This window comes from Brevibacterium sp. HMSC24B04, assembly GCF_001806835.1.
Lineage (GTDB): Bacteria > Actinomycetota > Actinomycetes > Actinomycetales > Brevibacteriaceae > Brevibacterium > Brevibacterium ravenspurgense.
Window position 1 is genome coordinate 12,309 of record NZ_KV786069.1, and the last position, 23,717, is coordinate 36,025.

The window sequence follows — 23,717 nt, forward strand, 5'->3', positions numbered from 1 at the left end:
GTGACATAATCACGCCGGCAGGGCGCCAGCCGCCCAGCCCAGCACACACGAACAGAGGATCATGACCCAGACGATTTCCACCTCGGCCCCGGAGAAGATGACTCCCGGAGCCCGCAGGGCAGTGACAGCATCCGTCCTCGGCACCATCATCGAGTGGTACGACTACGCGCTCTACGGCGCGGTCGCCGGCATGATCATCGGTCCGCTGTTCTTCCCGTCCGATGCCAGCAGCGCAGAAACCTTCGCCGCCCTGGCAACCTTTGGCGTCGGCTTCCTCGCCCGACCCCTGGGCGGAATCGTCATCGGACATTTGGGCGATACGCGCGGCCGCAAGACCGCCATGATCCTCACGATCGTGCTCATGGCCGGCGCGACTGTCGGCATGGGCCTGCTGCCCACCGCCGCGCAGGTTGGGATGCTCGCCCCGATCCTGCTGATCCTCCTGCGCTTTGTGCAGGGCTTCGGCGCCGGTGCCGAACTGTCCGGTGCCGTAACGCTCGTGGCCGAATACGTGCCGGTGCGCCGGCGTGGACTCTTCACCGGCATTGTGCTTGCCGCCCCGCCGGCCGGCATTTCCCTGGCGACTGCCGCGTTCTTCATCGTCAGCGGACTGAGCGAAGAGCAGCTGTTCGGCTGGGGCTGGCGCGTGCCCTTCCTTGTTTCCGCCGTCCTGTTCCTCGTGGCGTTCTACATTCGCCGCCGCCTGGAGGAAACACCGGAATACGTAGCCGCGCAGGAACTGGCAGAACAGAAGAAGCGCGACACCACGATGCCGCTGAAGTACGTTCTGAAGAACTTTCCCAAGCAGATTGTGGTGGGCTTCCTGTCGATCGTCGGCCACAACGCCATGCAGTACACGCTCGCCACGTTCTCGCTCGGCTTCATGCTCAGCATTGAAGGCGGCCTTGACCGGCCCCAGGCGCTGCTGGCGGTTGTCATCGGCTCAGCGGTCGCAGTGGTGACCACCCCGTTCGGCGGGATGCTTGCCGACAGGATCGGCGCATCGAAGGTCATGGCGGCGGCCAGCCTCATGATGGTCGTCCTCAGCTGGCCCATCTTCCTGCTGCTCAAGACCGGCGAATTCGGTCCGTCCGCTCTGGCGATCGCCCTGGGCTACGGACTCATCATCACCGGGACCTCGGGCGGGCAGGGAGCCCTGCTTGCCAACCTGTTCCCCGCGCACGTGCGCCTGTCCGGCATGTCCTTTGTGCGCGAACTCAACGGGGCGTTGATTGCGGGCTTTTCGCCGATGATCGTGGCCATGCTCATCAGTACCGCCGGCGGCGGTCTGTGGCTGGCAGTCGGCTACCTCATGCTGTGCGGACTGATCTCGGCTGTCGCAATCCTGCTGTCCGGGCGGATGGGCGACAACGAAAACTCGACCCTGGTCTGAGTTCGCCGGAGCACACCCGAAGCGCCGGTTGGGCCGTGGGTACTATTCGACTATGGCTGTTACGCGACGTATTCCCCGGTGGTCTGACCTTGCTCCGCTCCTGCAGTTCGACGTTGAATTCAATCGACGTCGGGCCCGCTTGTCCCGCGTGGGCGACATCTACGATCTGCGGAAGATCGCCAAGCGGCGCACACCCACGGCCGCTTTCGACTACGTTGACGGAGCCGCGCAGGCTGAACTGACCTACGACGGCAACCGCAAAGCTTTCGATGACATCGAACTGACGCCGGCAATCCTGGCCGGCTCAGCCGATGTCGACCTCAGCGCGGAGGTTGCAGGACGCACTTTCGACCTGCCCGTCGGAATTGCGCCGACCGGTTTTACCCGCATGATGCACACCGAGGGCGAAGTCGCCGGTGTGCGGGCCGCGGAGCGCTTCGGCGTTCCGTTCACCCTGTCGACCATGGGCACGCGCTCAATCGAAGACGTCGCCGCGGCAGCGCCGGCAGCGGCCAAGTGGTTCCAGCTGTATCTGTTTGCTGACCGCGCAGTGTCCCAGGATCTGCTGAAGCGCGCGGCCGCAAACGGCTTCGACACGCTGCTCGTCACCGTCGACACAACGGTTGCCGGGCAGCGTCTGCGCGATGTCCGCAACGGCATGACCGTCCCGCCGAAGCTCACAGCCGGCACGGTTTTCGACGCGTCCTACCGTCCGGAATGGTGGTTCAACTTCCTCACGTCCGACCCGCTGTCCTTTGCCACCCTGTCGGACAAGACCAGCGACCTGCCCAGCCTCATCAACTCGATGTTCGACCCCACGCTGTCGATGGACGACCTGCGCTGGATCCGCGAACAGTGGCCGGGCAAGCTGTTCGTCAAGGGTGTCCTGACAGAAGACGACGCGCGTCGTTCGCTCGACGCCGGCGCTGACGGCCTCGTCGTGTCCAACCACGGCGGACGGCAGCTGGACAAGGCGCCCATCAGCCTGGATGCGCTCCCGCGGGTGCGCGAAGCCGCCGGTGACGATGTCGACATCATCCTGGACTCCGGTGTCATGCGCGGTTCGGACATTGTGACCGCCCTGGCGCTCGGCGCTGACTTCACGCTCATCGGCAGGGCCTACCTGTACGGCCTCATGGCAGCCGGCGAGGCGGGTGTCAACAAGGTGCTCGACCTGCTGCGCCAGGAGATCATCGTGTCGATGCAGCTCATGGGCGCACAGTCACTGCGCGACCTCAACCCCGACATGGTCAGCAGGATCACCCGCGGCTGATGACAACGGCAGCGATCGTCATCGGCCTCATCGCCGTTTTCTGCGGAGCCGCTCTTCAGCGGATCTCCGGAATCGGCGTCGGCCTGGTCGCTGCCCCTGTCTTCACCTTGCTGGCCGGCCCGCAGCTGGGAGTCTTCGTCACGAATACGGCGACGATCATCTCCGGACTGCTGATCGGCCTGGCGGTTCTCAGCGAAGTCGACTGGAAGCGCTTCGGGTTCCTTGTCGGTTTCGCCGTGCTCGGAGCGTGGCCGGCCGCGCTGCTGGTCCGCGACGCCAACCCGGCGATTCTCACGATCTTCATCGGCGGCATCGTGCTCATTGCTCTCATGACGACCTTCAGCGCACCGCGCTTGCCCCAGGTGTCATCGAGCGCACTGACCGCGGCCACCGGCATCACGGCCAGCTTCCTCAACACGACGGCGGGTGTTTCCGCCCCCGCGATGGTCATCTACGCCCGGGTGTCCCGCTGGCCCCAGCGCAGCTTCGCCGCGACCATGCAGCCAACCTTCATGGTGCTGGCCATCCTGTCGGTCACCACGAAGCTCATCGCGGGAGTCGGCGTTGTCGGCAGCCTCCCGCCCTGGTGGTTTTTCGTCGCACTCATCGTTGCCGTCATCGCGGGCATCACCGTGGGCAGTGCGGCAGCCCGACGAGTGTCAGCCGCGGGAATGCGCCGAGTGGCGGTTGTGCTCGTGACCCTCGGTGCGCTCGCCACCGTGGTCCGCGGCGTCGTGCTGCTGTAGTCGACAGCCTCGCCGCACAGACGGCCGTGGCGCAGAGCCGCGCGAAACTACAGTCCGTACTTCCGGTGGTGTTCATCATCTGCTGTGCTGCTGGCCGGCCGGTCCGGCACAATGTCCCGCCCCGCGCTGATTTCAGATGGATCACCAAGTTCGTGAACTGAGCACAGCAGCGAATACGTGGGCCGCCACAGGCGGATGTCACCGGCGTAGAACTGCTCCAGAAGATCCCCCGTGTAGGCCCACCGGCCAACAGAGGCTTCCGTCGTTGTGTTCACCAAGTGCAGATCAGATGCGTCGAGCGCATAGAAGAACGTGTCAAAACGACGCGGATAACCCGGGGGAGTGGTCCACACGTCCCACGGCACACACGCCTCGGGCGCTGCCACAGCACCCGTTTCCTCTTCGAGCTCTCGCAGTGCGGCCGCCAGCAGAACCGCCGCCGGCACAGCCGCATCCTGCCCGGGCTGGTGGCCCGCCGAACCGGGACCGAAACTCAAATCCACCGCGTCACCCCACAGGCGCGCGTGCTCCCCGGCAACAGGGCAGCGGAAGTCGGCGGCGCCTCGCGAAAAGTCAATCGGATCAACCCTGCCACCCGGATAGGCGACAACCCCGGCAGCGAAGTCCATACTGGTGCGGCGGTGCTGAACAAACACCTCAACCCCACCGGCAGTGCGGCCGCGCAGCGCAAGCACGCTCACAGCGGGCCGAATCGGCACGGGACCACCGGTCCCAGTCACGGGTGTGCCAGCCATAAGACCTCCTTGTCGCTGAAACTTGATCATAATTCGCCGGTGCGCTCAGCCGCCCGCGGTCCTAGGATGGGAACGTGCGCCACACAGGGGTGACGCACAGACAAGAAGGAGGAGCGGTGCTCGAAATCCACGGCCTGAAAGGCCTTCAGGGCAACGTCGGCAAGGTTCTCGGATCAAGCGGCTGGATCACAGTCGACCAACAGCGCATCAACGCCTTCGCCGATGCAACCGGCGACCACCAGTGGATCCACGTTGACGTCGACCGCGCCGCGGCAGGCCCTTTCGGCGCGCCGATCGCCCACGGCTTCCTGACGCTGTCACTCATTCCGCTGCTGTCCTCCGAAGCTGTCAGCGTCACCGGCATGAAGGCGAAAATCAACTACGGGTGCAACAAAGTGCGGTTCCCCAGCCCGGTCCGCGTCGGCGCGCGCCTGCGCGATACCGTGGAACTGACCGAAGTGAACGTCAAAAGCTCCGGCATCCAGGTGGTCATGACCCACACGATCGAAATCGAAGGTGAAGAGCGCCCCGCCTGCATCGCCGAGGCCGTCACCATCATGATCCCGGAGGACTGACCCGCTTCGGCTTGGTGCAGCCGCTGCCGGCGGCCACGCCGGCACCAGCTGTGTCTACACGACGCACCGCACACAGGAAGTGATACTCGGGCCCTATGGACTGGCTGTTCTCGATCGACTCGTCGTGGCCCCTGTGGCGCGTTCTGCTGGTCCTCATTCCCGACCTCATCATCCGCCTGGCGGTGCTCGGCTGGGTGCCGTACAGGCGCAAACCGTCCTCAGCGCTCGGGTGGCTGCTGGCCATCTACCTGATCCCGTACGTCGGCATTGCCGTCTACCTGATGCTGGGGCGGGCCCAACTGCCCAAGCGCAGACGCCGTCGACAGCAGACAGTGTCCGACCTCATCCGGGAGACCACCGACAATCAAGCGGTCATCGGAACGGAAGAGGGCCTGCGCCGAGCGCACCTGACAGCCGCCCGGCTCAACTCTTCGCTGGGCGCACTGCCGCTGGTGTACGGCAACGAAATCGACCTCATGCCGGAAACCCGTGAGGCGATAAAGCAGATGGCCCAGGCGGTTGATGAAGCCGAAGACTACGTCCACTTCGAGTTCTACATCGTCGCCTACGACCAAACCTCCGCACCGCTGTTCGACGCTCTTCTTCGCGCCCACGAACGCGGTGTGACGGTGCGGGTGCTCATCGACCACATCGGCTCGCTCGGCTTCCCCGGCTATTCGAAGCTTGTGAAGATGCTCGATGAAGCCGGAATCGACTGGCACCGCAGCCTGCCCATCCGCCCGTGGCGAGGTGAATACCAGCGGCCCGACCTGCGCAACCACCGCAAACTGCTGGTTGTCGATGGCACGCTCGGCTTCACGGGATCGCTCAACATCATCGATCCTTCCTACAACAAGCGCTCGAATCTGCGGCGCGGTTATCAGTGGAAAGACCAGTTCATTGCCTGCCGCGGCCCCGTGGTGCGGGAACTCGACGCAGTGTTCGGAACCGACTGGTACGCCGAAACCGGTGTCATCCTGTCCGAAGAGCTCACACTCGAACTGCACGCGCCGGAATCCGGCGGGCTTGCCGCCCAGGTTGTGCCCAGCGGCCCGGGCTTTGAACTGGAGAACAACCTCAAGCTGTTCAACCACCTCATCTACAACGCAGCCGAACAGCTGGTCATCTGTTCGCCGTACTTTGTGCCGGACGAGTCCCTCAAACAGGCACTCGTCTCGATTGGGCATTCCGGGGTGGACGTGCGGATCTACGTGTCTGAACAGTCCAACCACTACATTGCGCAGAAAGCGCAGGAATCCTATTACGACGAACTCATTGAGGCCGGTGTGCGGATTTTCCGCTATCCCGCGCCGACGGTTCTGCACTCGAAGTTCATCATCGTTGATGACGACATCACCGTCATCGGATCATCGAACATGGACGAGCGCTCCTTCACCATGAACATGGAGCTCTCAGTGCTCATCGTGTCGGAAGACTTCGCGTCGCGGATGTACGAACTCGAACGGGCCGAATACGCATCGACGTCGGAAGAACTTGAACTTGAGGTGTGGCGTCAGCGTCCCCTGGGTGTTAAGTACATGGAAAACGTGTGCCGGTTGACCTCTTCGCTGCTGTAAACCGCTATCGTCCGAGTATGGAGCTCTTCACCGGCAGCAATCCCGTTCCCACCCGTTCCGGCAGCCACCCGCGCTTTGCCGAGGCAGCTCCCGATGACTTCTTCGACCCGTCGGTGCACGGGGGTCCTTTTGAAAACGGTCCCGGGCTGGATGCCCTGCGCAAGCTCGAAGAGTGGTACGACGCCGGGGGTTCTGACGCGCAGATCCTCGACCTGCTCAATGAGCTTCCCGCCGTGGGTGTGCTCGATCCCGATGTGTGGCTGCGCGAACCTGTCCTGCTCAAGCAGCAGATCGAATCCGGCGAGGTCGACCGCGACGCCTTTCTGGCCGAAGCGCAGACCCGCACAGCGGTGGGTCTGGGCCAGTTCAAAATCCGCGGCGGAATGACCGACGACGCGCTGGCCCTGGCGAAGTCCGGGGTGGGGGCACAGCTGGTGATCGCCATGGTCGATGCCGCTGATCCGGGCACCGGCGAAAACCTCGATCCCGCCCTCATTTCGACTCTCGGCTCGGTGAACACGGTGGTGCAGGCCGCCGAACACCTCGAAGACTGACGAGGCGCCGCTCGCCTGGGCTGAACTGCTCGGCTGCGTGCGGGCACAGAAAAGCGGGCCGGAGGCGGCCGATGGCCGCGCTCCGCGCCCGCTGGGGGAGAAAGTCAGCTGTTGCGGACCTTCTCAACGCCTTCGCGTACGGTTTCCTGAACCTTTTCGGCAACTTCCGGGCCCTGTTCGCGAACCGTTTCCGTGACCTGCTGAACTCCCGCCTGAACGTCGGGGCTGTTCCACACCTTTTCGGCTTCGGACTTGAGTTTGTCGTATGTCTGGCGTCCGCTGCGGGAACCGAGGACGAATCCGACAGCCAGGCCGGCCAGAAGTACGTAGCGCTTCTTCATTTTCACTCCTGTTGTTGTGGGTGATCGCTTTCAGTCTACGGCAGAAACCGGCCGCCGCCGGGGTTAATCTCGGCTTCGCCCAGAGCCGAAGCGCAGACGCAGCTTTTTGAGTCTGCGCAGCGTCGGATCAGCCAGGAACGACGCGTATTCGACTTTGCCCACGGTCCGGCCTTCAGAGCGGCGCAGCTGTGCGCCCAGGTAGGACAGCATGAACTCACGCCGCTCCACCCCGATGATCCTGCCGGTGGCCTTCGGCGGCAGGAGGATGTCAGATTCGGCGGGGATGCCCGACTGCAGGCGGCGGGCTCGCAGCATTTCGCAGTCGAACTGGATGCCGAAGACAAGTGCGAGGTTCGTCAGCCACAGCCACGTGAGCAGAACAAACGGAATCGACAGAGCGCCGTAGGCCGATGCGAAGCCGACCGTGATGACGAAGAAATATACACCCGCGGTCAGCAGAAGCCACGCGACAAGAGCCACACCGGCGCCGACCGTGAGCGGATTGCGCTGCGGCCGCTTCACATTGGACGTCCACGCGCCGAGCACCGCGATCGTGAAGAACATGAACAGGACGATCAGCGGGAACCGGGCGACCTTCCACGCAAGAAGCGCAGAATCGGGCGGGTTGAAGAACTCCAGCCAGTCCGTCCGGCCCGTCAGCAGACCGAAAATCGCGATGATGAGCGGAATCAGCAGCAGGGTCACCAGGAACGACTGGAACCGCAGCACCCACCAGGTGCGGCCCTCGGCCACCTCGAACACCTCGTTGACCATGAGCCCGAAAGTGCGCACATAGCGGCCAGCCGACCACAGGGACAGAATGATGCCGCCGATGAAAACAGGAAGGTTCGCCGACGACCGTGCCATCGACATGAGCGGATCGTACAGACTCTGCAGGCGTGACCAGCCGGTGGCCTGCTCGAACACATTGAGGATCGCCTCGACCGTCTCAGGCCCCTGGCCGAACACCGTCAGCATGGAAATCCCGGCGCCGAGGGCCGGGATGACAGACAGAAGAAAGTAGTAGCTGAGTGTCGCCGCCGAATCCATCCGCCGGTCGTCACTGAAGCGCTGGATCGTGCGCGCCCAGGCGTAGGCCCACGAGGTGCGGGTCAGCTTCGCCTTTTGTCGGTGGGGAAACAGATCACTGCGGTCAGACACACGCCCCACTCTACCCGCGCCCCCGGCGCGGGGGCAGAAACGGCGACGGGCGCCTCGTCAGAGAAGACGAGGCGCCCGTCGGCGAGGATCAGTCACATCACTTGCGTGCGTTCACTGCTTCCGTAGCCTGCGGCAGAACGGTGAAGAGGTCACCGACAACGCCGTAGTCCGACAGTTCGAAGATGGGAGCTTCGTCGTCCTTGTTGATGGCGACGATGTTCTTCGAGGTCTGCATACCTGCGCGGTGCTGAATAGCACCGGAAATGCCGGCTGCCACGTACAGCTGCGGGGAGACGACCTTACCGGTCTGACCCACCTGTGAGGAGTGCGGGTACCAGCCGGCGTCAACAGCAGCGCGCGAAGCACCGACGGCCGCGCCGATGGCGTCAGCGAACTGTTCGACCGGACCGAAGTCACCACCGGTGCCGCGGCCACCCGAAACAACAGCTGCTGCTTCGGTCAGGCTGGGACGGCCGGAGGCTGCCTTTTCTTCGACAGCGGTGATCTTGGCGGTCTTGGCAGCGTCCGAGGCGGCGAAGTCAACAGCTTCGACCTCGCCCGCGCCGGCAGCTTCAGCAGCTTCGACCGAGTTGGGCTTGACCAGGATGTGCGGCACACCCTTGGTGACCTTGCCCTTGACGGTGTAGGCACCGGCGAACACCGACTGGGTGGCCTGGCCTTCAGCGTCGAGGTCCGAAGCGTAGGCCATGACACCGGAGCCGGTCTTCGCAGCCGAACGGGCCAGGACTTCCGTGTTGTCGGTCGAAGCCGAAGCGAGAACGGCAGCCGGCTGACGCGACTCGACGAGCGAAGCGACGAGCTCACCCTGCGGGGCGATGAGGTATTCGGTCAGCGAAGCGTCAGATGCGACGAGGACCTTCGCTGCGCCGTACTTGCCGAGGTCAGCGGCAGCGGTCTGGGCGTCAGCGTCCGAGCCGACGAAAACGGCGACGGGCTCGCCCAGCTGAGCTGCTGCGGTGAGGAGTTCGAACGTGGACTTCTGAACGGTTCCGCCCACGTGGTCAACGAGTACGAGTACTTCAGACATAAATCTTCCTTAGAGATTCGGTATGGGCAGGGATCAGACGAGCTTCTTCGAGGCGAGCCACTCGACGAGCTGGTTTCCGCCTTCGCCTTCGTCGGTGACGATTTCGCCGGCCTGGCGCGGCGGAGCGGCAGCGATCTCAACAACTTCGGTGTAGGAGCCGGCAGCGCCGACTTCGCCTTCGTCGAGGCCGAGTTCGGAGAGATCGTACTCTTCCAGCGGCTTCTTCTTGGCGGCCATGATGCCCTTGAAGGACGGGTAGCGCGGGTCGTTGGTCTGGTCGGTGACCGAAACCAGAGCCGGCAGCTGCACTTCGATGGTGCGCGATGAGGAGTCGCCGTCACGGCGGGCCTTGATGGTCTGGCCGTCGAGCTCAGCGGCCGAAACGACCGTGGCGGCGGGCAAGCCGAGCAGTTCGGCAACCTGGGTCGGAACAACCGAGGTGTTGCCGTCGGTCGATGCGAAGCCGGTGAGGATCAGGTCGACCGGACCCTCTTCTTCTTCGACCTTCTTGACTGCGGCGGCGAGAACCTTCGCGGTGGCCAGAGCGTCCGAGCCTGCGATGGCGTCGTCGACAATGTGAACACCGGAGTCTGCACCCATCTGGAGGGCCTTGCGGACAGCGTCGACAGCGTCGTCCGGACCGACGGTCAGGGCGATGACTTCGGCATCGTCTGCTTCTTCGGCGAGGGTCAGTGCGAGTTCGACGGGGTATTCGTCGAGCTCCGACAGCAGGCCGTCGCTTTCGCGGTCGACGGTGTTGTCATCGAGGAATTCGGGATCGCCGGCGGCGTCCGGAACGTACTTCACAAAAGTAACAATCCGCATGGGGTTGTCATCCTTCCTGAGGATTCGCGGTTTCCCGCGATCTTCGGTTGTTCGAAGGTGCTGTTCTTCGATCGTATCAATCAAAAAACAAGGTTTTTCTTACCGTTTTCTCTGGTTTGGCTGCGCCGAGATCCTGTGGCGTGTTCCACATGGTCCCCGGCTGCCGCCTCAGATCCGCTCAAACACAGCGGCCAGTCCCTGTCCGCCGCCGATGCACATGGTTTCGAGCCCGTACCTGGCGTCGCGACGGTGCATTTCGTGCGCCAGGGTTGCTAGAATCCGCCCTCCTGTCGCACCGACCGGGTGGCCGAGCGAAATCCCGGATCCGTTGACGTTCATGCGTGAGAAGTCGCTGGATTCGGGTATTTCGCCGTCTGCGGGGAACTCTCCGAAGCCCCACTCGCGGGTGACCGCGAGTGCCTGGGCGGCGAAGGCCTCGTTGAGTTCTATGAGGTCGATATCGGCAAGTCTGAGGTCGGCCCGGGCGAGGGCCGAGGCTGTTGCGGGGACGGGGCCGATGCCCATCCGGGTGGGATCAACCCCGGCCTGTGCCCACGACACCAGGCGCACCATGGGGGTCAGGCCGAGTTCGTGTGCCCTGTCCAGGGTGGTGACGATGCACGCTGCCGCACCGTCGTTCTGGCCGGACGCGTTGCCGGCGGTCACGGTCGCGTTCGGGTCCTGCCTGCCCATGATGGGACGCAGTTTTCCGAGTTTTTCTGCCGAGGTGCCGGGCCGGATGTGTTCGTCGGCCGTCACCTGATGTTCGGGGGTCTTGCGGTCCGCTGGAATTGTGATCGGCACGATTTCGTCGGCAAAGCGCCCGCCCTCAACGGCGGCTGCCGCCCGGCGGTGGGATTCGACGGCCAGGGCGTCCTGTTCTTCCCGGCCGATGCCGTAGTCGGCGCGGAGGTTTTCGGCGGTTTCGATCATGCCGCCGGGAACGGGGTGGTTTTTGCCGCCGGCGGTGGTGCGGCCGCGCGTGAGTCCGTCCTTGAGGTTGATTCCGGGGGTCTTCACGCCGAAGCGGATCTCTTCCGTGTAGAACGGTGCGCGGCTCATGGATTCAGCGCCGCCGGCGATGACGACCGTGGCTGCTCCCGTGGCGATTTCGCCGGCCGCCAGGAGAACCGAGTAGAGCCCGGAGCCGCAGCGGCGGTCAACCTGCGAACCGCCGGCGTTCAGCGGCAGTCCCGCGTTGAGTGCTGCCACGCGGCCGAGCGCGGGGGCTTCCGTCGTGGGATAGCAATGGCCGAGGATGACGTCGTCGACGGCGTCACCGGGCAGACCGGAAGTCTTCATGAGTCCCGCGATGACCTCAGAGGCGAGGTCTTCGACGGGCACGTCCCTGAACTGCCCGCCGAAAGCACCGACCGCGGAGCGGACGGGTGAGCAGATCACGATGTCGGTCAATGTATCCCCTTGGGTTCTGTTCTGTGTCGCTCCCCACAATAGAGGGCTGGGGCACTCTGCGCGACACTGGGTAGAACGATCGTTTGAAATTCTGCGGCAACGTTATAAGCGCACCCCGCCTGATCTGCGGATTTGCTGTTGTCTCCGTTGTGTATCGAGTGCCAAGAATCTTTCGCAGAGCTGTTCCGCTCGGCCAGGTTGTCTGAGAGGATGACTCAAGTTTCCGTTGACCGCAATGAAGGGGTCTGCGCATGCAACAGCTGTCAAAGCTGCTCGGCAGAGTGCTGAGTGTCATCACTGCGCTCGTCATCATCGTCATGATGCTGCACGTCGTCATCAACGCGCTTTCGCGCTTTTTCTTCTCCACACCCATCTACGGCACAAACGAGATCGCGGGATTCTGGTATCTGCCGATCATTGCCCTTCTGGGCATACCGGTCGCTCAACTGCAGCGCGAGCACATTGTCGTGGCACTTCTGCTGGACCGCATGAGTGCTCGTGCCGCCGGCTGGTGCATGCTCTTGGCGAGTCTGGCCACAGCGGCAGTGTGTGCGGGCTTTGCGTGGTTCGGCCTGCACCGCGCGGTCGAGCAGATGGAGCTCGGGGCGACAGCCGGGGTGACCACGATCATTACGTGGCCGGTGTTCTTCCTCCTGCCCGTTGTGTTCGGACTGATGACGCTCATCTGCGTCCTTGAGGCCATTACCTATTTCCGCGCCGTGCTGTCAGACGAACCTGAACAGGTCTACGTTTCTGAAGTCGAAAAGGAAATCGCGGAAGTCGAAGAGAACACCGCGCCCGGCGGCGGCGAAGCCGAGCAGCGAAGCGGGGAGGTCCGGTCATGACCATGACAACACCCCTGCCCGAAAAAGCCGGCCGACCGCGCATCAGCGCCGGTCCCGGCACCTCGTTCCTTCCGCGCAACACGCGTTTCAGGCCGCGCAGCATGGGAGTCATGCTCGTCGGCACGGCGCTGCTGATAGGCACGATCGTCGGGTTCTTCCTTTCGCCGACCGCGCCGATTGCCGGCGCGTGGTGCATCGGAATGATGCTGGTGCTCATGTTCCTCGGGGTTCCCGTGGCAGCAGCGCTTGCCATCCCGTCGATCATCGGTGTCTACGGTCTTTCCGGGATTCCCGCGACCGTCAACATCCTCGCCACGACGCCGTATACGGCCACCGCAAAGTGGACCTACTCGGTGCTTCCGCTGTTCATCTTCATGGGCATGCTCCTGTCCCAATCGGGGCTGACGCAGAAGATCTACCGGGCTACCGACCGCTGGTTCTCATGGCTGCCCGGCGGTCTGGCAATCGGCACAACCGCGGCCGGTGCTGGACTGTCGTCAGTGTCAGGTTCGACAATCGGCATGACCTACGCCCTGGGACGGGCCGCGATTCCGGAAATGCTGCGCGCCGGCTACGACAAGCGGGTAGCGCTCGGTTCGGTCATCGTTGCGGGTCTGCCCGGCAACCTCATTCCGCCGTCCATCCTTCTGGTGGTCTACGCCGGCATCGCCTCGGTGCCGGTGGGCCCACAGCTGGTGGCCGGTGCGGTGCCCGGCCTGCTGGTCGCGGTGTTCGTCGCCCTGTTCATCCTTCTGCTCGGCATCGTGTCGCCAAAGCTCGTGGGCAGGGGTGGCGATCGTGGTCCCTCCGCCACATGGGCGCAGCGGCTCAGTTCACTCGGCGAAGTGTGGGGCTTCCCCGTCATCCTCGTGGTGCTGTTCGGCGGAATGTTCTCCGGTGCTTTCACCCCGACGGAAGCCGGCGCCGCAGCGGCACTCACGGCTCTCATCATCACCCTCATCGAGCAGCGTGGGAGCAAGCCCTTTGCCTGTGTGGCCCGCGCGGCACTTGCCACGGTCAGCGCGTCCGCCGCGATCTTCTTCATCATGATCGGGGCGGAAATGCTCACCCGCCTGCTGGCGATTACGGGCCTGGCGGAGATCCTCACCGGCTTCGTCACCGGTCTGGGTCTGTCACGAGTGGGCTTCCTCGTGGTTCTCATCGGGGTCTACCTGGTGATGGGCATGTTCTTCGACACCCTGGCGATGATGCTGCTGACCGTGCCGATCCTGCTTCCGGCTGTTGAGGCGATGGGTGTGAACGCGCTGTGGTTCGGGGTGTTCGTGGTGCTGCTCGGTGAAATCGGCATGCTCACCCCGCCGGTGGGCATTCTGTCCTACATCGTGCACACGATTGCGAAGAAACCGGACGTCAACCTCGGCACTGAGATCACCCTGGGCGATGTTTTCCGTTCGCTCGTGTGGTTCCTGCCGATCCCGCTGCTGTTCTTGGTTTTCATGATCGCGTTTCCGCAGGTCGCCGAATGGCTGCCCGGCCTGCTTGAGTCCGCAGGAGGACGATGATGACACGCTCCCTCACGATGAGGATGCTCGCCGCGGTCTGCACCGCCGGGGCTGTGGTCCTGACCGGGTGCGCCGGTTCGGTAGCCGGAGGCGCGCTGTCAGGGGAGGGGTCGGGCACCGGCTATGCCTACGGGGCTTCCCAGGACGAGGTGCTCGAGGCGATTGCAGACCTCCCTCCCGTCACACTGACCTACCAGCCGTCGGAAGCCTCCCCGAAGCTCAAAGAGATTGAGTCAGCCCCGCAGTGGGCGCAGGAGATCAGCGAACGCTCCGGCGGCAAGATCACAATCAAAATCGTCTACGGCCAGGCGATTGCCGGCTACGGCGAAGTGTTCGACGCACTGGCGGACGGCCGCCTCGATTTGGCGTACACGCTGCCGGCCTATCTGCCGCAGGAATTCCCGGCTGCCGGAGCGGTCGGCGATCTGCTGTCGGAAGCCGACCCGTCGCCGTTCGTCGGCGAAATGGTCGCCAATGCCGCCTCCACCGAGATCGGCTGGGGCTCGCAGAAAGTCCTGGAGCAGTACGAAAAGAAAGGCGTCTACCCGCTCAACCCGGTTTCCGCCTCGGGAAGCTACTCCAGCCAGTGCAACACGGACGGCTTCGGTGCGGACGACTATGGCGGACGGCAGATCCGCGTGGGTTCGCGCTCGCAGGTCGGCTATGTGAAAGCTCTCGGGGGCACACCGCTGTCCCTGGACTACACGGAGACCTACGAAGCTCTGCAGCGCAAGACAATCGACTGCACCTTAGGCCAGATGGTGCCGTCGGCAGAGGCCGGGCTATTCGAAGTGGCGCCCTACACGGGATACCTGACAGACACCTCGGCGCCCCGAGCAGTTGGTGCGGTCATCGCCGGACAGCGGTTCGGCACCCTGCCGCTGGCGTACAAGCAGATCATCTTCGACAGCTACAGCGGGTCCTTCCAGGGGCAGATGGACCGTTCGATCGGCGGTAATCACTTGGCCGTCAAGACGATTCACGCCCAGGGCGGGAAGATCGAACCGCTGGAAAAGCCGCTGCAGGCGAAGCTCAAAGCATTCAACCGGGAGCTTGCCGGGGGCGTGGAAGAACAGGGTCTGCTCGAAGAGGGAACCGAAAAGCGCTTCGCGGAAGTGCTCGAAAAGTGGCAGAAGAAAGCCGAAGAGCTCGGCTACTCCGACGGGGGAGACTTCGGCACGATGGATGAGTGGTACGACCGGGACACGGACTATGTGCCCTTCGGTGAAGCCGTGTACGAAGAGGTCATCCTGCCGCACCGACCCGGCGGCATCAGCGGAAAAGAAGGCGCGAAGTCATAGAGCGCGGACTGTAAGGGGCGGCGTGCTGAGTGCACGCCGCCCCTTATCGTCGCGTTGGGCCATTCTGCTGCGGGCTGCTTGGTTCAGAGGGTGGGGACGTCTTCCAAGAGCGCCTTCGTGTAGGCGTGCGAAGGTGAGCGGAGCACCTCGTCGACGGGACCGAAGTCGACGATTTCGCCCTTGTTGAGCACCGCAATGTCGTCGGCAATGTGCCGGGCGAGTGTGATGTTGTGGGTGACGAACAGCATTGCCAGACCGCGTTCCACCTTGAGCCGGCGCAACAGGCCGATGATCGAAGCCTGAACCGACACGTCGAGGGCGCTCGTGACCTCGTCGCACACCAGCACATTCGGCGCGTTGACGAGCGCCCGGGCAATGGCTGCGCGCTGACGCTCACCACCGGAAAGGTCGCCGGGCCGGCGGTCGTAGAACGTCCGGCCCAGCCGCACCGCGTCAAGTGCCTCCTCGACAAAGCCGCGACGCTGCGCCGGTGTCAGGTCGCGGTTCATCTCAAGCGGAACCGTCAGCGATTCGCCGATTGTGCGGCGCGGGTTGAGCGACGAATACGGCGACTGGAACACGTACTGCAGGCCCTGGAGCTGTTTGACGGAGCGTTTGCGGGTGCTGTTCGGCAGGACGTCACCATCCAGACTCACCGAACCCGTGTAGTGGTCGATAAGACCGGCAATCGAACGCGACAGCGTGGTCTTGCCCGACCCGGATTCGCCCAGGAGCATGGTGCATCGACCGGGCTGAAGCTCCATGTTGATGCCGCGCAGAACGGTGTTTGCGCCATAGGCGAGTTTCAGATCGCGAACCTCGAGGGCTGGAACCTCGGCAGCGTCGGCTTCCGCCGCGGTGGGGATGCCGCCGCTTGCGGTGCTCGCATCTGTCCCGCCGATTGTCTTGCGGCCGGCAAGGTCTGGAACCGATGCCAGCAGTCGCTGCGTGTAGGGGTGCTGGGGGTCGTGCAGAACCTGCTCGACCGGGCCCTCCTCGACGATGTCGCCGCGCAGCATGACGGCCACGCGGTCGGTGACATCGGCGACGACGGCGAGGTCGTGGGTGATGTAGATGCCGGCAACCCCGTGTCGCTTGGTCATCTGCTGAATCGTGTCGAGCACGTGAGCCTGCGTGGATACGTCCAAGCCGGTGGTCGGCTCATCGAGGATGAGGACGTCGGGGAACATGGCGAACGCCATCGCAATGCCGATGCGCTGCTGCTGACCGCCGGACAGCTGGTGCGGCCATCGTTTCTGGTATTCCCGGTCCGAGGGTAGGCCGACGTCTTCGAGCACTTCGGCAACACGGGCAGCGCGCTCCCGTTCGGAATCCCCGTAGCCGTGGATGTCGAGCACTTCTCGGATCTGGTCGCCCACGCGGATCGCGGGGTTGAGCGAAAGCGCGGGGTCCTGGGGAATGTAGGCGATGCGCTCGCCGCGCAGGAACCGGGTTTCGTCATCGTTCAGCTCTTCGACCACGATCTTCTCGCGGCCTTCGCTGGGCGTGTTCGGGTAGATCGTGGACGTTCCGCCGGTCTGCAGCAGACCTGCCCGGAAATGCCCCATGGCAGCAAGACCCGCTGTGGTTTTGCCCGAACCGGACTCGCCGACGAGTCCGAGCATTTCACCTCGGCGAACCGTCAGGTCGATGCCGTGGAGGATCTCCTTGCCGCCGACGGCTTCGACGCGCAGGCCGCGCATTTCGAGAACATTGGGATGTTTCGTCATCACTGCTCCACATTCGTCGAGGCCGTGGCGCGGGCAATCGCGTCCGCCAGCAGGTTGGTGCCGATCGTCAGAACCGCAATGGCGATGACGGAGAGCAGAACTCCCCACGGCTGGACGGTCAGGGCGATCCGGTTTTCGTTGATCATCAGGCCCCAGTCGGCCTGCGGCGGCTGCATGCCCAGCCCCAGGAAGGACAGCGAGGCGATTGCGCCGATCGAATAGGTCAGGCGCAGGCCTGCTTCGACGGACATGGGACCGGTGATGTTCGGCAGGATTTCGCGCCCGATGATCTTCCAGCGCGGAACCGCGTACATTTCCGCCGCCCGAATGTAGTCCTCGCTGATGACGCTCAGAGTGGCTGAACGGGCTACGCGGGCAATGCGGGGAGCGTGGGTCAGGCCGATGACGAGCACGAGCACCCAGCCCTTCGGCCCGGCGATCGTCACGGCCAGCAGGGCGAAGACCAGCTGCGGTACGGCGAGGAACACGTCGTTGATGCGCATGATGAGCGAATCGACGGCCCCGCCGGCGTAGGCGGCGAGCATGCCGAACACGGCGCCGACGACCATGCCGAGCGCCGTTGCCAGAACGGAGTAGACGAGCAGCAGCAGGCCGCCCGCAAGGAAGCGCGATCCGACCGAGCGGCCGAGGTTGTCAGTGCCGAACAGGCCGTGGTTCGAGAAGGGCTTGCCGACGAACTCGTACGGGGTCACGCCCGTGATGGGCGCTGCCAGCAGCGGTCCGAGGAGTGCCAGCGCCACGACGGTGACGGTGATGATCACGCCGATCTTGCCCTCGCGCTGCGCCCAGATGCGCTTGAGGACGTGCGGGGGACGGCTGAGGGATTCTTTGATGCCTTCGTCTGCCGGCGTGAGGCTCTGCTGATCTGACATGATCACTTCCTCAGCTTCGGGTTGGTGACGATGCCGACGATGTCAGCCAACAGGTTGACCACGATGTACACGATTGCCACGAGCAGGGTGATGGCCTGAACCACTTGGACGTCGCGGTAGGTGACCGCGTCGATGAGCGCCTGTCCGATGCCGGGGTAGCGGAAGAGGAACTCCACGACCACAACGCCGCCGGCCAGCCAGGCCAGCTGGATGGCGATGACCTGCGCGACCGGGCCGATGGCGTGGGGTACCGCGTGGCGCAGGATGACGGTGCGTTCGGGAACGCCCTTGAGCCTGGCCATTTCGACGTAGCCGGAGTCAAGCACCTCCGCCATCGTCGTTCGCATCATGCGGGCGATATACGGTGCGACGACTAGGGCCAGGGTGAGTGTGGGCAGGATCAGCTGCGGCGGCAGCTTCCAGACCGGTGTTCCCGGCGGAGACATCGTCACTGCCGGCAGAATGGGGAAGACTGTCGTTGCAAAAATGGTGATGAGGCCGACACCGACAACGAACTCCGGCATGGCCGCGAGGATGAGCGTGACCCACGTGATGGCCGAATCGCGGCGCTTGCCGCGGTGAATGGCCGACACAATGCCGAAGAACAGGCCGACCGGGACGGACACGACGGCTGCCAGCAGCATGAGGATGATCGAATTGCCGATGCGCGGAGCCAGCAGCTGTGAAACCGGACCGCCGGTGGCCGCTGACGTGCCGAAGTCTCCGGTGAAGAGGCCTCCCAGCCACAGGAAGTACCGGACGACGGCCGGCTTGTCGAGGTCCATCTGCTCGCGCAGCGCGGCGAGCCTTTCCGGTGTGGCCTGCTGGCCGAGGATGGCCCGGGCGGGGTCACCCGGCAGGAGCAGGGTGGCTGCGAAGATGATGACGGAGATCGCCAGCAGCACGAAAATGCTGATGAGCAGTCGTTTGAAGATGAGCTGTGCCATGGTGTCGCCTATGCCTGCGCAATCCACACGTCGCGGAACCGGAAGCCGGAAAGCGGGATGCCGGTGGCGTCTTCCTTCAGGCCGCCGACGTATTTCTGGTAGGCGTCGACCTGGTTGGCGAAGCCCCAGATGATGTATCCGCCTTCGTCGTACTGCTGCTTCTGGCCCTCCTGGATGATCTTCTTGCGCTTTTCGGGATTGGTTTCGGCTTGGATTCGCTTGACGATGTCGTTTGTCTTTTCGCTGGCCCAGTTGGTTTCGTTGAACGGCGAATTGTCCATGAGGCACTGATCCGCCTGCGGGGCGAAGTTGCGGGTGTACCAGAACGACTGCGCGAAATCCCACTTCAGGTAGTTGTCGCCGAAGAATGTGGTGGTGTCCACCCGGCGGATTTTGATGTCGATGCCGGCGTCGCGGGCCTGCTGAGCGAAGACCTGGGCGGCTTCGACAGTGCCGGACTGGATGGGCGCGGTGACCAGCTCAACCGTGAGACCGTCGGGATGCCCGGCCTCAGCAAGCAGCTTCTTGGCCTTCTCGACGTCGCGGCGCCGCTGAGGGAACTGCTTGGGGTAGTCGGGGTCGTAGACGCCGAACATGTCGTTGCCCACCTGGCCGTAGCCGGAGAGCACCTGGTTGACCATCTGCTCGCGGTCAATAGCCAAGCGGAAGGCTTGGCGAACGCGCTTGTCGTCAAACGGCGCCTTGTCCACCCGCATGGTGAAGGGAAGCCACATGCCGGTCTCGGAGTTGAGGATCTTCATGCGCTCGTCAGCTTCGATGACCTCGACCAGCGACACGGGAATCTGCGCGACGCAGTCCACCTGGTTGGACAGCAGGGCGTTGATAACGGCGTCAGTGTCGTTGAAGTTCAGCAGTTCGATTTCGTCCAGGTGGGGTGTTCCGTCCCAGTAGTGCGGATTCCGCTCCAGCACGGTCGACAGTGCCGGTTCGAAGGACTTGAGCATGAACGGACCCGTGCCCACGGGGTTCTTCGGGTCGTAGTCGGCTGGGACGATCGATGTGGCGTAGTGCGACATGGGGTCGTCGAAGACGCTGTTGGGTGCGCTGAAGCGGAACTCGACTTCGTATTTGCCCTTGGCGTGCATCGTGTCGAGCGTTGAGAGCACGGCCGCGTTCGTCTTCGGGTCGTCGGGGTCGCGAATGCGGTCATAGGAGGCGATGACGTCTTCGGCAGTCATTTCGCGACCGTCGGAGAACTTCACGCCCTCGCGCAGCTTGGCCGTCCACACGGTTGCGTCTTCGTTGGGCTCTACCGATGTGGCCAGGCGGTATTCGACTTCGTAGTCGTGGCCGCGGGCGATGAGGCCCTCGTACATATTCTGCTGGCGGCAGATGTCGGTGGTGTTGACAGAGATGTGCGCATCGACGGTGTCGGCTGATGTTCCGCCGGTCAGGCCCACTCGCAGCTTTCCGCCCTTGACGGGTTTGGTCAGGTCGAACTCAGGAGTCGTATTCACGCCGCAGGCACTGAGCATGCCGGCCGCACCGACGGCTGTTGCTGTTCCGAGTAGGCGGCGACGGCTGATACGACGGCCAAAGAGCTCTGTGCCGTTTTTGGTCGCCATCATTCGCCTGCTTTCACATTATCTGAGTTACCTTGGCGAAAATCACGGTAACACGATAGGCGGCTTCGCGGGTGAGGCTTCCGGCCATTCGGAAGTCACTGCACGAAAAGCGCCCGCCGGCCGTTTCCGTCCGACGGGCGCTGCTTTCAGGCGCGATGTGCGTATCAAAGATCAGCGCTGGAGGCTCACATCGAGATTGAACGGCCCAGCCAGGCGGGCGATTCTTCGATCAGCGGCTGCAGGCGCTTCAGCACCTCGTCGGGGAAGTCGGCAGCGCGTCCGGCCTTCTGGTCGACGTGCAGGCACATGACTTCCTCTGTGAACAGGAGGTCATCGCCGTGGAACATTTCGTAGGCGATGTGCAGCTTCTTGCCGGCGGCGCCGACCACGCGCGGACGTACCTCGACTTCAGCACCCAGGCCGATTTCCCGCAGATACCGCAGGTGGGTCTCAACCGTGTAGAGCGAACATCCCGTGCTCTTGCGGTACTCCTCATCCAACCCGATGTCGATCATGAGCTGATCCGTGGCAAAACCGCAGATGAGCACGTAGTAGGCCTCTGACAGGTGCCCGTTGTAGTCGATCCATTCCTGCTTGATCTCAGTGCGGTACGGGGTGATCGCGGTCATGCGTCCTCCTGGGTGCAGGTCGGGTGGGTCTGCTGGAAATCACGAGGTGCCAGCTGCCCGGGTCTGCTCAGGCTACTTCACGGAAGGTCAGGCAGGGTTCGTCGGCGACCTTCGGCAGGAGGGTTTCCATCATGTCGGTCACGGACTGCGGGGTTTCCGTACCGTGCTCCCACACCTGGAAGCCTGCGCGGTGGAAGAAGGTGGCTCGCTCCTGGGGGGTCTGCGTGATCAGACGGCAGCGGGTGGGCAGGCCCGCCTGTTTGAGGATCTGCGGGGCCATGCCCAGAAGAACGGTGCCCAGGCCTTTGCCCCGGAAGTCCGGATCGGTTGCCAGGCCGCGGATGAAAAGCGCTGTGGGGGTCTGCTCCTGCTGGTTGCCAGAGCTGAAGTCAACGGCTGTGACAACAAGAGCGGCGACGATCTCACCGGCGTCGTTGAGGGCTACGAGACCTGCGTCCTGCTCTCCTACGTGGAACGGCACGAGCGTCTTCGAGTCCGGGTCGGGCGTTGGCGCAAGACCCGTGATGAGTGCTTCGACGTCGTCGCTGAGTTCGGGTGTGAGCAGCTCGAAGGTGAAGCTGGCCGCCATGAGCGCCTCCGCGTAGCGGCGGTGTCGCGCGGCGGCCTTATCTGCCTGCAGTCCGGGGTACAGCATGCTTCGAGATTACGGCGTGAGCCGCGTGCACTGAGGCGGGGCCTGCCCCTCAGGTTCTGAGCGCCCAGTGGTATAAGCAGCGCCAGTGCACACGTAGACTGTGCGGCATGGGAAAGAAGTCCAGGAAGTCATCAAAAGACGTCATTGCCAAGCGCCTCGCAAAAGCCCAGGCCGCAGCCTTTGTTCCTCGCCCCTATGAGGGTCTGCCGTTTGAGGTCGACATCGTCAGCCTCAAGGAGCTCGTGCCGGCGGCAACCGCCACGGCCAAGCTGAAAGACGAATTCGGCGGCGACGAAGTCGTCATCGCCTCACTCCTTCCTTCCGCCTGGCAGGCGCACAAGCGCCACGACGGTGTCATCTTCGGCGGCCTCCAGGTGGCAGTGTCCAGCCCCGACCCCTCGCGTGACCTTGCAGCGGCACTGCTGGAAGTCAAAGACATGGAACCCGGCAGCTTCGTCGCCGCGACCAGCAGCCCCGGCGAGGGCCCGCGCCTGCAGGACATTCTCGACCTTGACGCTCCGTTCAAGGTTCGCGTCCACGAAACCTTCGACTATTGGCTTCCGCAGGACGGTTCGCTTGACGGTGACGAAGACACCCAGGCGGCCATCGAACAGGCCAACAACCTCATCAGCCCCACCGACAAGCTCGTCGAAGCCGAGGGCGCCTACTGGACCGAAATGGGTGACGGCCGCTACGTCCGCTGGGCAATCGGCGAAAACGAAGACACCGTCATGGACGCCCTGGCTCGCCTGCACGCCGACGGTAAGAACACCCTCGGCGGCATCGGCCGCTACCTGGGCACCTTCCGCACACAGGGCATCGTCATCCCGGTGTGGGAAGTCGGCGCCGATGTCACGGCTGACGACGTCGACGCTGTCCTCGGCGAATTCGCCGAAATCCTGGCCCAGGCGCTGAAGAACACGGAACCGCTCAGCGCTGATGAGCGCCGTGCGCGTGCCGGAGTCGTGTCGCGTCAGCTGACCATCCGATGACAGACACCCTGCGCTTCGGGTTCCTGGGCCCAGCGGCAACCTTCACGGAAGCCGCGCTCCTGCGCCTGATCGCCGATCGCGGTTTTGCCGACGCGCAGCGCATCCCCGCACACAGTGTGGACGAAGCGCTCGCGGCGGTGGCCGCCGGCGATCTTTCGGGGGCAGTTGTGCCCATGGAGAACTCGGTCGAAGGCGGGGTGCCCGCAACGCTCGATGCGCTCACCCGGCACGGCGAGCTGCAGATTGTTGCGGAAACCCTCATCGACGTCCGCTTTGTTCTCGCGGCACGCCCCGGAACGCAGCTGAGCGACATCACCGCCTTCGGCACGCACCCCCACGCGGAAGCACAGACACGCGGCTGGGTGGCTGGGCACCTGCCCGGTGCAACCTACGTGCCGGCTTCAAGCACCGCTGCCGCCGCACAGACCGCCGCCGAAGACGGCAGTGACTATCAAGCGGCCGTATGCCCGGCTCTTGCCGCCCAGCGGTACGGGCTCGAAGTCCTCGCCGATGACATCGGCGACCGTCACGACACCGTCACCCGCTTCGTTCTGGTGCGCAAGCCCGCCGCTATGCCTCCGGCAACGGGAGCAGACAAGACCACGATCGTCGCAGCACTGGCATCAGACCGTGCGGGATCGCTGCTCGAACTGCTCGAACAGTTCTCCACTCGCGGAGTCAACCTCGCCCGCATTGAATCGCGGCCGACCGGCGACGGACTGGGCCTCTACCAGTTCTCCCTCGACCTTGTCGGCCACGTGGCTGAACCGCGGATCTCCGAGGCGCTCGCCGGTGTGCACAGGCTTGCCCGGCGTGTGCAGTTCCTTGGGTCCTATCCAGCGGCGGAGTCCTCGGTCGAGCCGGTGGATCCGCGAATGACCGCAGACTGCTTCGAGGCGGCCGACGCGTGGGTTGAAGGAATCCGCTCCTACCTCAGCTGAGCAGGCCAAACACG

Annotated in this window: 23 protein-coding genes; 11 read left to right on the plus strand and 12 right to left on the minus strand. The window is 64.0% G+C overall.

The features are described 5' to 3' along the window. Positions 1-61: 61 nt before the first annotated feature. From HMPREF3092_RS01415 to HMPREF3092_RS01425, 3 genes are read left to right on the plus strand one after another with little or no spacing between them, the layout of a single operon-like run. Complete coding sequence (locus HMPREF3092_RS01415; protein ID WP_070423585.1) at positions 62-1,393, plus strand: MFS transporter; 1,332 nt, start codon at positions 62-64, stop codon at positions 1,391-1,393. Positions 1,394-1,445: 52 nt separating this feature from the next. Further along, a complete protein-coding gene (locus HMPREF3092_RS01420) occupies positions 1,446-2,666 on the plus strand; it encodes an alpha-hydroxy acid oxidase (RefSeq protein WP_070423586.1) in 1,221 nt (406 codons plus the stop codon). Next, a complete protein-coding gene (locus HMPREF3092_RS01425; RefSeq protein WP_070423587.1) occupies positions 2,666-3,412 on the plus strand; it encodes a sulfite exporter TauE/SafE family protein in 747 nt (248 codons plus the stop codon). Before HMPREF3092_RS01420 ends, HMPREF3092_RS01425 begins: the two co-directional genes overlap by 1 nt. 47 nt (positions 3,413-3,459) lie before the next feature. Here the strand turns inward: HMPREF3092_RS01425 and HMPREF3092_RS01430 are convergent, their stop codons facing one another. Then, positions 3,460-4,167, minus strand: coding sequence for an NUDIX hydrolase (locus HMPREF3092_RS01430; RefSeq protein ID WP_070423588.1), 708 nt, complete (start codon positions 4,165-4,167; stop codon positions 3,460-3,462). 116 nt (positions 4,168-4,283) lie between these two features. Between HMPREF3092_RS01430 and HMPREF3092_RS01435 the strand changes: the two genes are divergently transcribed. The 3 genes from HMPREF3092_RS01435 to HMPREF3092_RS01445 all read left to right on the plus strand — a co-directional run bounded on the left by HMPREF3092_RS01435 (position 4,284) and on the right by HMPREF3092_RS01445 (position 6,873). Further along, positions 4,284-4,742, plus strand: coding sequence for a MaoC family dehydratase (locus tag HMPREF3092_RS01435; protein WP_070423589.1), 459 nt, complete (start codon positions 4,284-4,286; stop codon positions 4,740-4,742). A 95-nt stretch (positions 4,743-4,837) separates the two neighbouring features. Beyond that, positions 4,838-6,319 (plus strand): cardiolipin synthase, encoded by a 1,482-nt coding sequence (gene cls, locus HMPREF3092_RS01440; protein WP_070423590.1) that lies wholly within the window; start codon positions 4,838-4,840, stop codon positions 6,317-6,319. A 17-nt stretch (positions 6,320-6,336) separates the two neighbouring features. Beyond that, positions 6,337-6,873: a hypothetical protein gene (locus HMPREF3092_RS01445; RefSeq protein WP_141737926.1), complete on the plus strand. Its 537-nt coding sequence runs from the start codon at positions 6,337-6,339 to the stop codon at positions 6,871-6,873. Between the two features lie 104 nt (positions 6,874-6,977). Here the strand turns inward: HMPREF3092_RS01445 and HMPREF3092_RS01450 are convergent, their stop codons facing one another. The 5 genes from HMPREF3092_RS01450 to HMPREF3092_RS01470 form a co-directional block, all read right to left on the minus strand. Continuing rightward, the gene (locus HMPREF3092_RS01450; protein WP_061941477.1) at positions 6,978-7,214 is read right to left on the minus strand and encodes a YtxH domain-containing protein; all 237 of its coding nucleotides are present in this window, start codon (positions 7,212-7,214) and stop codon (positions 6,978-6,980) included. Between the two features lie 63 nt (positions 7,215-7,277). Then, positions 7,278-8,375, minus strand: a complete 1,098-nt coding sequence (locus HMPREF3092_RS01455; RefSeq protein WP_070423592.1) for a YihY/virulence factor BrkB family protein — start codon at positions 8,373-8,375, stop codon at positions 7,278-7,280. 97 nt (positions 8,376-8,472) lie between these two features. Further along, on the minus strand, positions 8,473-9,423 hold the full coding sequence (locus HMPREF3092_RS01460) for an electron transfer flavoprotein subunit alpha/FixB family protein (RefSeq protein ID WP_070423593.1): 951 nt from the start codon (positions 9,421-9,423) through the stop codon (positions 8,473-8,475). A 33-nt stretch (positions 9,424-9,456) separates the two neighbouring features. Further along, positions 9,457-10,248: an electron transfer flavoprotein subunit beta/FixA family protein gene (locus HMPREF3092_RS01465; RefSeq protein WP_026022851.1), complete on the minus strand. Its 792-nt coding sequence runs from the start codon at positions 10,246-10,248 to the stop codon at positions 9,457-9,459. A 168-nt stretch (positions 10,249-10,416) separates the two neighbouring features. Next, the gene (locus tag HMPREF3092_RS01470; protein WP_019175939.1) at positions 10,417-11,661 is read right to left on the minus strand and encodes an acetyl-CoA C-acetyltransferase; all 1,245 of its coding nucleotides are present in this window, start codon (positions 11,659-11,661) and stop codon (positions 10,417-10,419) included. Between the two features lie 251 nt (positions 11,662-11,912). Here HMPREF3092_RS01470 and HMPREF3092_RS01475 point away from each other — a divergent pair, with 251 nt between their 5' ends. The 3 genes from HMPREF3092_RS01475 to dctP are packed head-to-tail and all read left to right on the plus strand — an operon-like array spanning position 11,913 to position 15,330. Next, entirely contained in the window at positions 11,913-12,506 is a 594-nt protein-coding gene (locus tag HMPREF3092_RS01475) for a TRAP transporter small permease (protein ID WP_061941483.1), read from the plus strand. Next, entirely contained in the window at positions 12,503-14,029 is a 1,527-nt protein-coding gene (locus HMPREF3092_RS01480) for a TRAP transporter large permease (RefSeq protein WP_070423594.1), read from the plus strand. The genes HMPREF3092_RS01475 and HMPREF3092_RS01480 overlap by 4 nt, the downstream gene beginning before the upstream one ends. After that, complete coding sequence (gene dctP, locus HMPREF3092_RS01485) at positions 14,026-15,330, plus strand: TRAP transporter substrate-binding protein DctP (protein ID WP_256174353.1); 1,305 nt, start codon at positions 14,026-14,028, stop codon at positions 15,328-15,330. Before HMPREF3092_RS01480 ends, dctP begins: the two co-directional genes overlap by 4 nt. Before the next feature lie 83 nt (positions 15,331-15,413). Here the strand turns inward: dctP and HMPREF3092_RS01490 are convergent, their stop codons facing one another. The 6 genes from HMPREF3092_RS01490 to HMPREF3092_RS01515 form a co-directional block, all read right to left on the minus strand. Next, on the minus strand, positions 15,414-17,060 hold the full coding sequence (locus tag HMPREF3092_RS01490) for an ABC transporter ATP-binding protein (protein WP_070423596.1): 1,647 nt from the start codon (positions 17,058-17,060) through the stop codon (positions 15,414-15,416). Continuing rightward, positions 17,060-17,953 (minus strand): ABC transporter permease, encoded by an 894-nt coding sequence (locus HMPREF3092_RS01495; protein ID WP_370919355.1) that lies wholly within the window; start codon positions 17,951-17,953, stop codon positions 17,060-17,062. The genes HMPREF3092_RS01490 and HMPREF3092_RS01495 overlap by 1 nt, the downstream gene beginning before the upstream one ends. A 2-nt stretch (positions 17,954-17,955) precedes the next feature. Beyond that, complete coding sequence (locus HMPREF3092_RS01500; RefSeq protein WP_070423597.1) at positions 17,956-18,900, minus strand: ABC transporter permease; 945 nt, start codon at positions 18,898-18,900, stop codon at positions 17,956-17,958. 8 nt (positions 18,901-18,908) lie between these two features. Then, positions 18,909-20,489 (minus strand): ABC transporter substrate-binding protein, encoded by a 1,581-nt coding sequence (locus HMPREF3092_RS01505; protein WP_070423598.1) that lies wholly within the window; start codon positions 20,487-20,489, stop codon positions 18,909-18,911. Between the two features lie 182 nt (positions 20,490-20,671). Continuing rightward, positions 20,672-21,115, minus strand: coding sequence for a thioesterase family protein (locus tag HMPREF3092_RS01510; RefSeq protein WP_062022591.1), 444 nt, complete (start codon positions 21,113-21,115; stop codon positions 20,672-20,674). 67 nt (positions 21,116-21,182) lie between these two features. Next, positions 21,183-21,770, minus strand: a complete 588-nt coding sequence (locus tag HMPREF3092_RS01515; RefSeq protein ID WP_070423599.1) for a GNAT family N-acetyltransferase — start codon at positions 21,768-21,770, stop codon at positions 21,183-21,185. Positions 21,771-21,877: 107 nt separating this feature from the next. On the opposite strand from HMPREF3092_RS01515, the gene HMPREF3092_RS01520 reads away from it, so the two are divergent. Together HMPREF3092_RS01520 and pheA are read left to right on the plus strand one after the other, a co-directional pair. Then, positions 21,878-22,762 carry a DUF5926 family protein gene (locus tag HMPREF3092_RS01520; RefSeq protein ID WP_070423600.1) on the plus strand — a complete coding sequence of 295 codons (885 nt, stop codon included), beginning with the start codon at positions 21,878-21,880 and terminating at the stop codon, positions 22,760-22,762. Next, positions 22,759-23,703 carry a prephenate dehydratase gene (gene pheA, locus HMPREF3092_RS01525; protein ID WP_062022599.1) on the plus strand — a complete coding sequence of 315 codons (945 nt, stop codon included), beginning with the start codon at positions 22,759-22,761 and terminating at the stop codon, positions 23,701-23,703. The genes HMPREF3092_RS01520 and pheA overlap by 4 nt, the downstream gene beginning before the upstream one ends. Positions 23,704-23,717 lie beyond the last annotated feature (14 nt).

Excerpts from the sequence above, each read along its gene's own strand:
- HMPREF3092_RS01420 (WP_070423586.1), top strand. The coding sequence starts at position 1,446 with ATGGCTGTTACGCGACGTATTCCCCGGTGGTCTGACCTTGCTCCGCTC.
- HMPREF3092_RS01475 (WP_061941483.1), top strand. The coding sequence starts at position 11,913 with ATGCAACAGCTGTCAAAGCTGCTCGGCAGAGTGCTGAGTGTCATCACT.
- HMPREF3092_RS01480 (WP_070423594.1), top strand. The coding sequence starts at position 12,503 with ATGACCATGACAACACCCCTGCCCGAAAAAGCCGGCCGACCGCGCATC.
- cls (WP_070423590.1), top strand. The coding sequence starts at position 4,838 with ATGGACTGGCTGTTCTCGATCGACTCGTCGTGGCCCCTGTGGCGCGTT.
- dctP (WP_256174353.1), top strand. The coding sequence starts at position 14,026 with ATGATGACACGCTCCCTCACGATGAGGATGCTCGCCGCGGTCTGCACC.
- HMPREF3092_RS01505 (WP_070423598.1), bottom strand. The coding sequence starts at position 20,489 with ATGATGGCGACCAAAAACGGCACAGAGCTCTTTGGCCGTCGTATCAGC.
- HMPREF3092_RS01500 (WP_070423597.1), bottom strand. The coding sequence starts at position 18,900 with ATGGCACAGCTCATCTTCAAACGACTGCTCATCAGCATTTTCGTGCTG.
- HMPREF3092_RS01490 (WP_070423596.1), bottom strand. The coding sequence starts at position 17,060 with ATGACGAAACATCCCAATGTTCTCGAAATGCGCGGCCTGCGCGTCGAA.
- HMPREF3092_RS01445 (WP_141737926.1), top strand. The coding sequence starts at position 6,337 with ATGGAGCTCTTCACCGGCAGCAATCCCGTTCCCACCCGTTCCGGCAGC.
- HMPREF3092_RS01425 (WP_070423587.1), top strand. The coding sequence starts at position 2,666 with ATGACAACGGCAGCGATCGTCATCGGCCTCATCGCCGTTTTCTGCGGA.
- HMPREF3092_RS01520 (WP_070423600.1), top strand. The coding sequence starts at position 21,878 with ATGGGAAAGAAGTCCAGGAAGTCATCAAAAGACGTCATTGCCAAGCGC.
- HMPREF3092_RS01415 (WP_070423585.1), top strand. The coding sequence starts at position 62 with ATGACCCAGACGATTTCCACCTCGGCCCCGGAGAAGATGACTCCCGGA.
- HMPREF3092_RS01495 (WP_370919355.1), bottom strand. The coding sequence starts at position 17,953 with ATGTCAGATCAGCAGAGCCTCACGCCGGCAGACGAAGGCATCAAAGAA.
- HMPREF3092_RS01450 (WP_061941477.1), bottom strand. The coding sequence starts at position 7,214 with ATGAAGAAGCGCTACGTACTTCTGGCCGGCCTGGCTGTCGGATTCGTC.
- HMPREF3092_RS01430 (WP_070423588.1), bottom strand. The coding sequence starts at position 4,167 with ATGGCTGGCACACCCGTGACTGGGACCGGTGGTCCCGTGCCGATTCGG.
- HMPREF3092_RS01465 (WP_026022851.1), bottom strand. The coding sequence starts at position 10,248 with ATGCGGATTGTTACTTTTGTGAAGTACGTTCCGGACGCCGCCGGCGAT.
- HMPREF3092_RS01515 (WP_070423599.1), bottom strand. The coding sequence starts at position 21,770 with ATGCTGTACCCCGGACTGCAGGCAGATAAGGCCGCCGCGCGACACCGC.
- HMPREF3092_RS01510 (WP_062022591.1), bottom strand. The coding sequence starts at position 21,115 with ATGACCGCGATCACCCCGTACCGCACTGAGATCAAGCAGGAATGGATC.
- pheA (WP_062022599.1), top strand. The coding sequence starts at position 22,759 with ATGACAGACACCCTGCGCTTCGGGTTCCTGGGCCCAGCGGCAACCTTC.
- HMPREF3092_RS01460 (WP_070423593.1), bottom strand. The coding sequence starts at position 9,423 with ATGTCTGAAGTACTCGTACTCGTTGACCACGTGGGCGGAACCGTTCAG.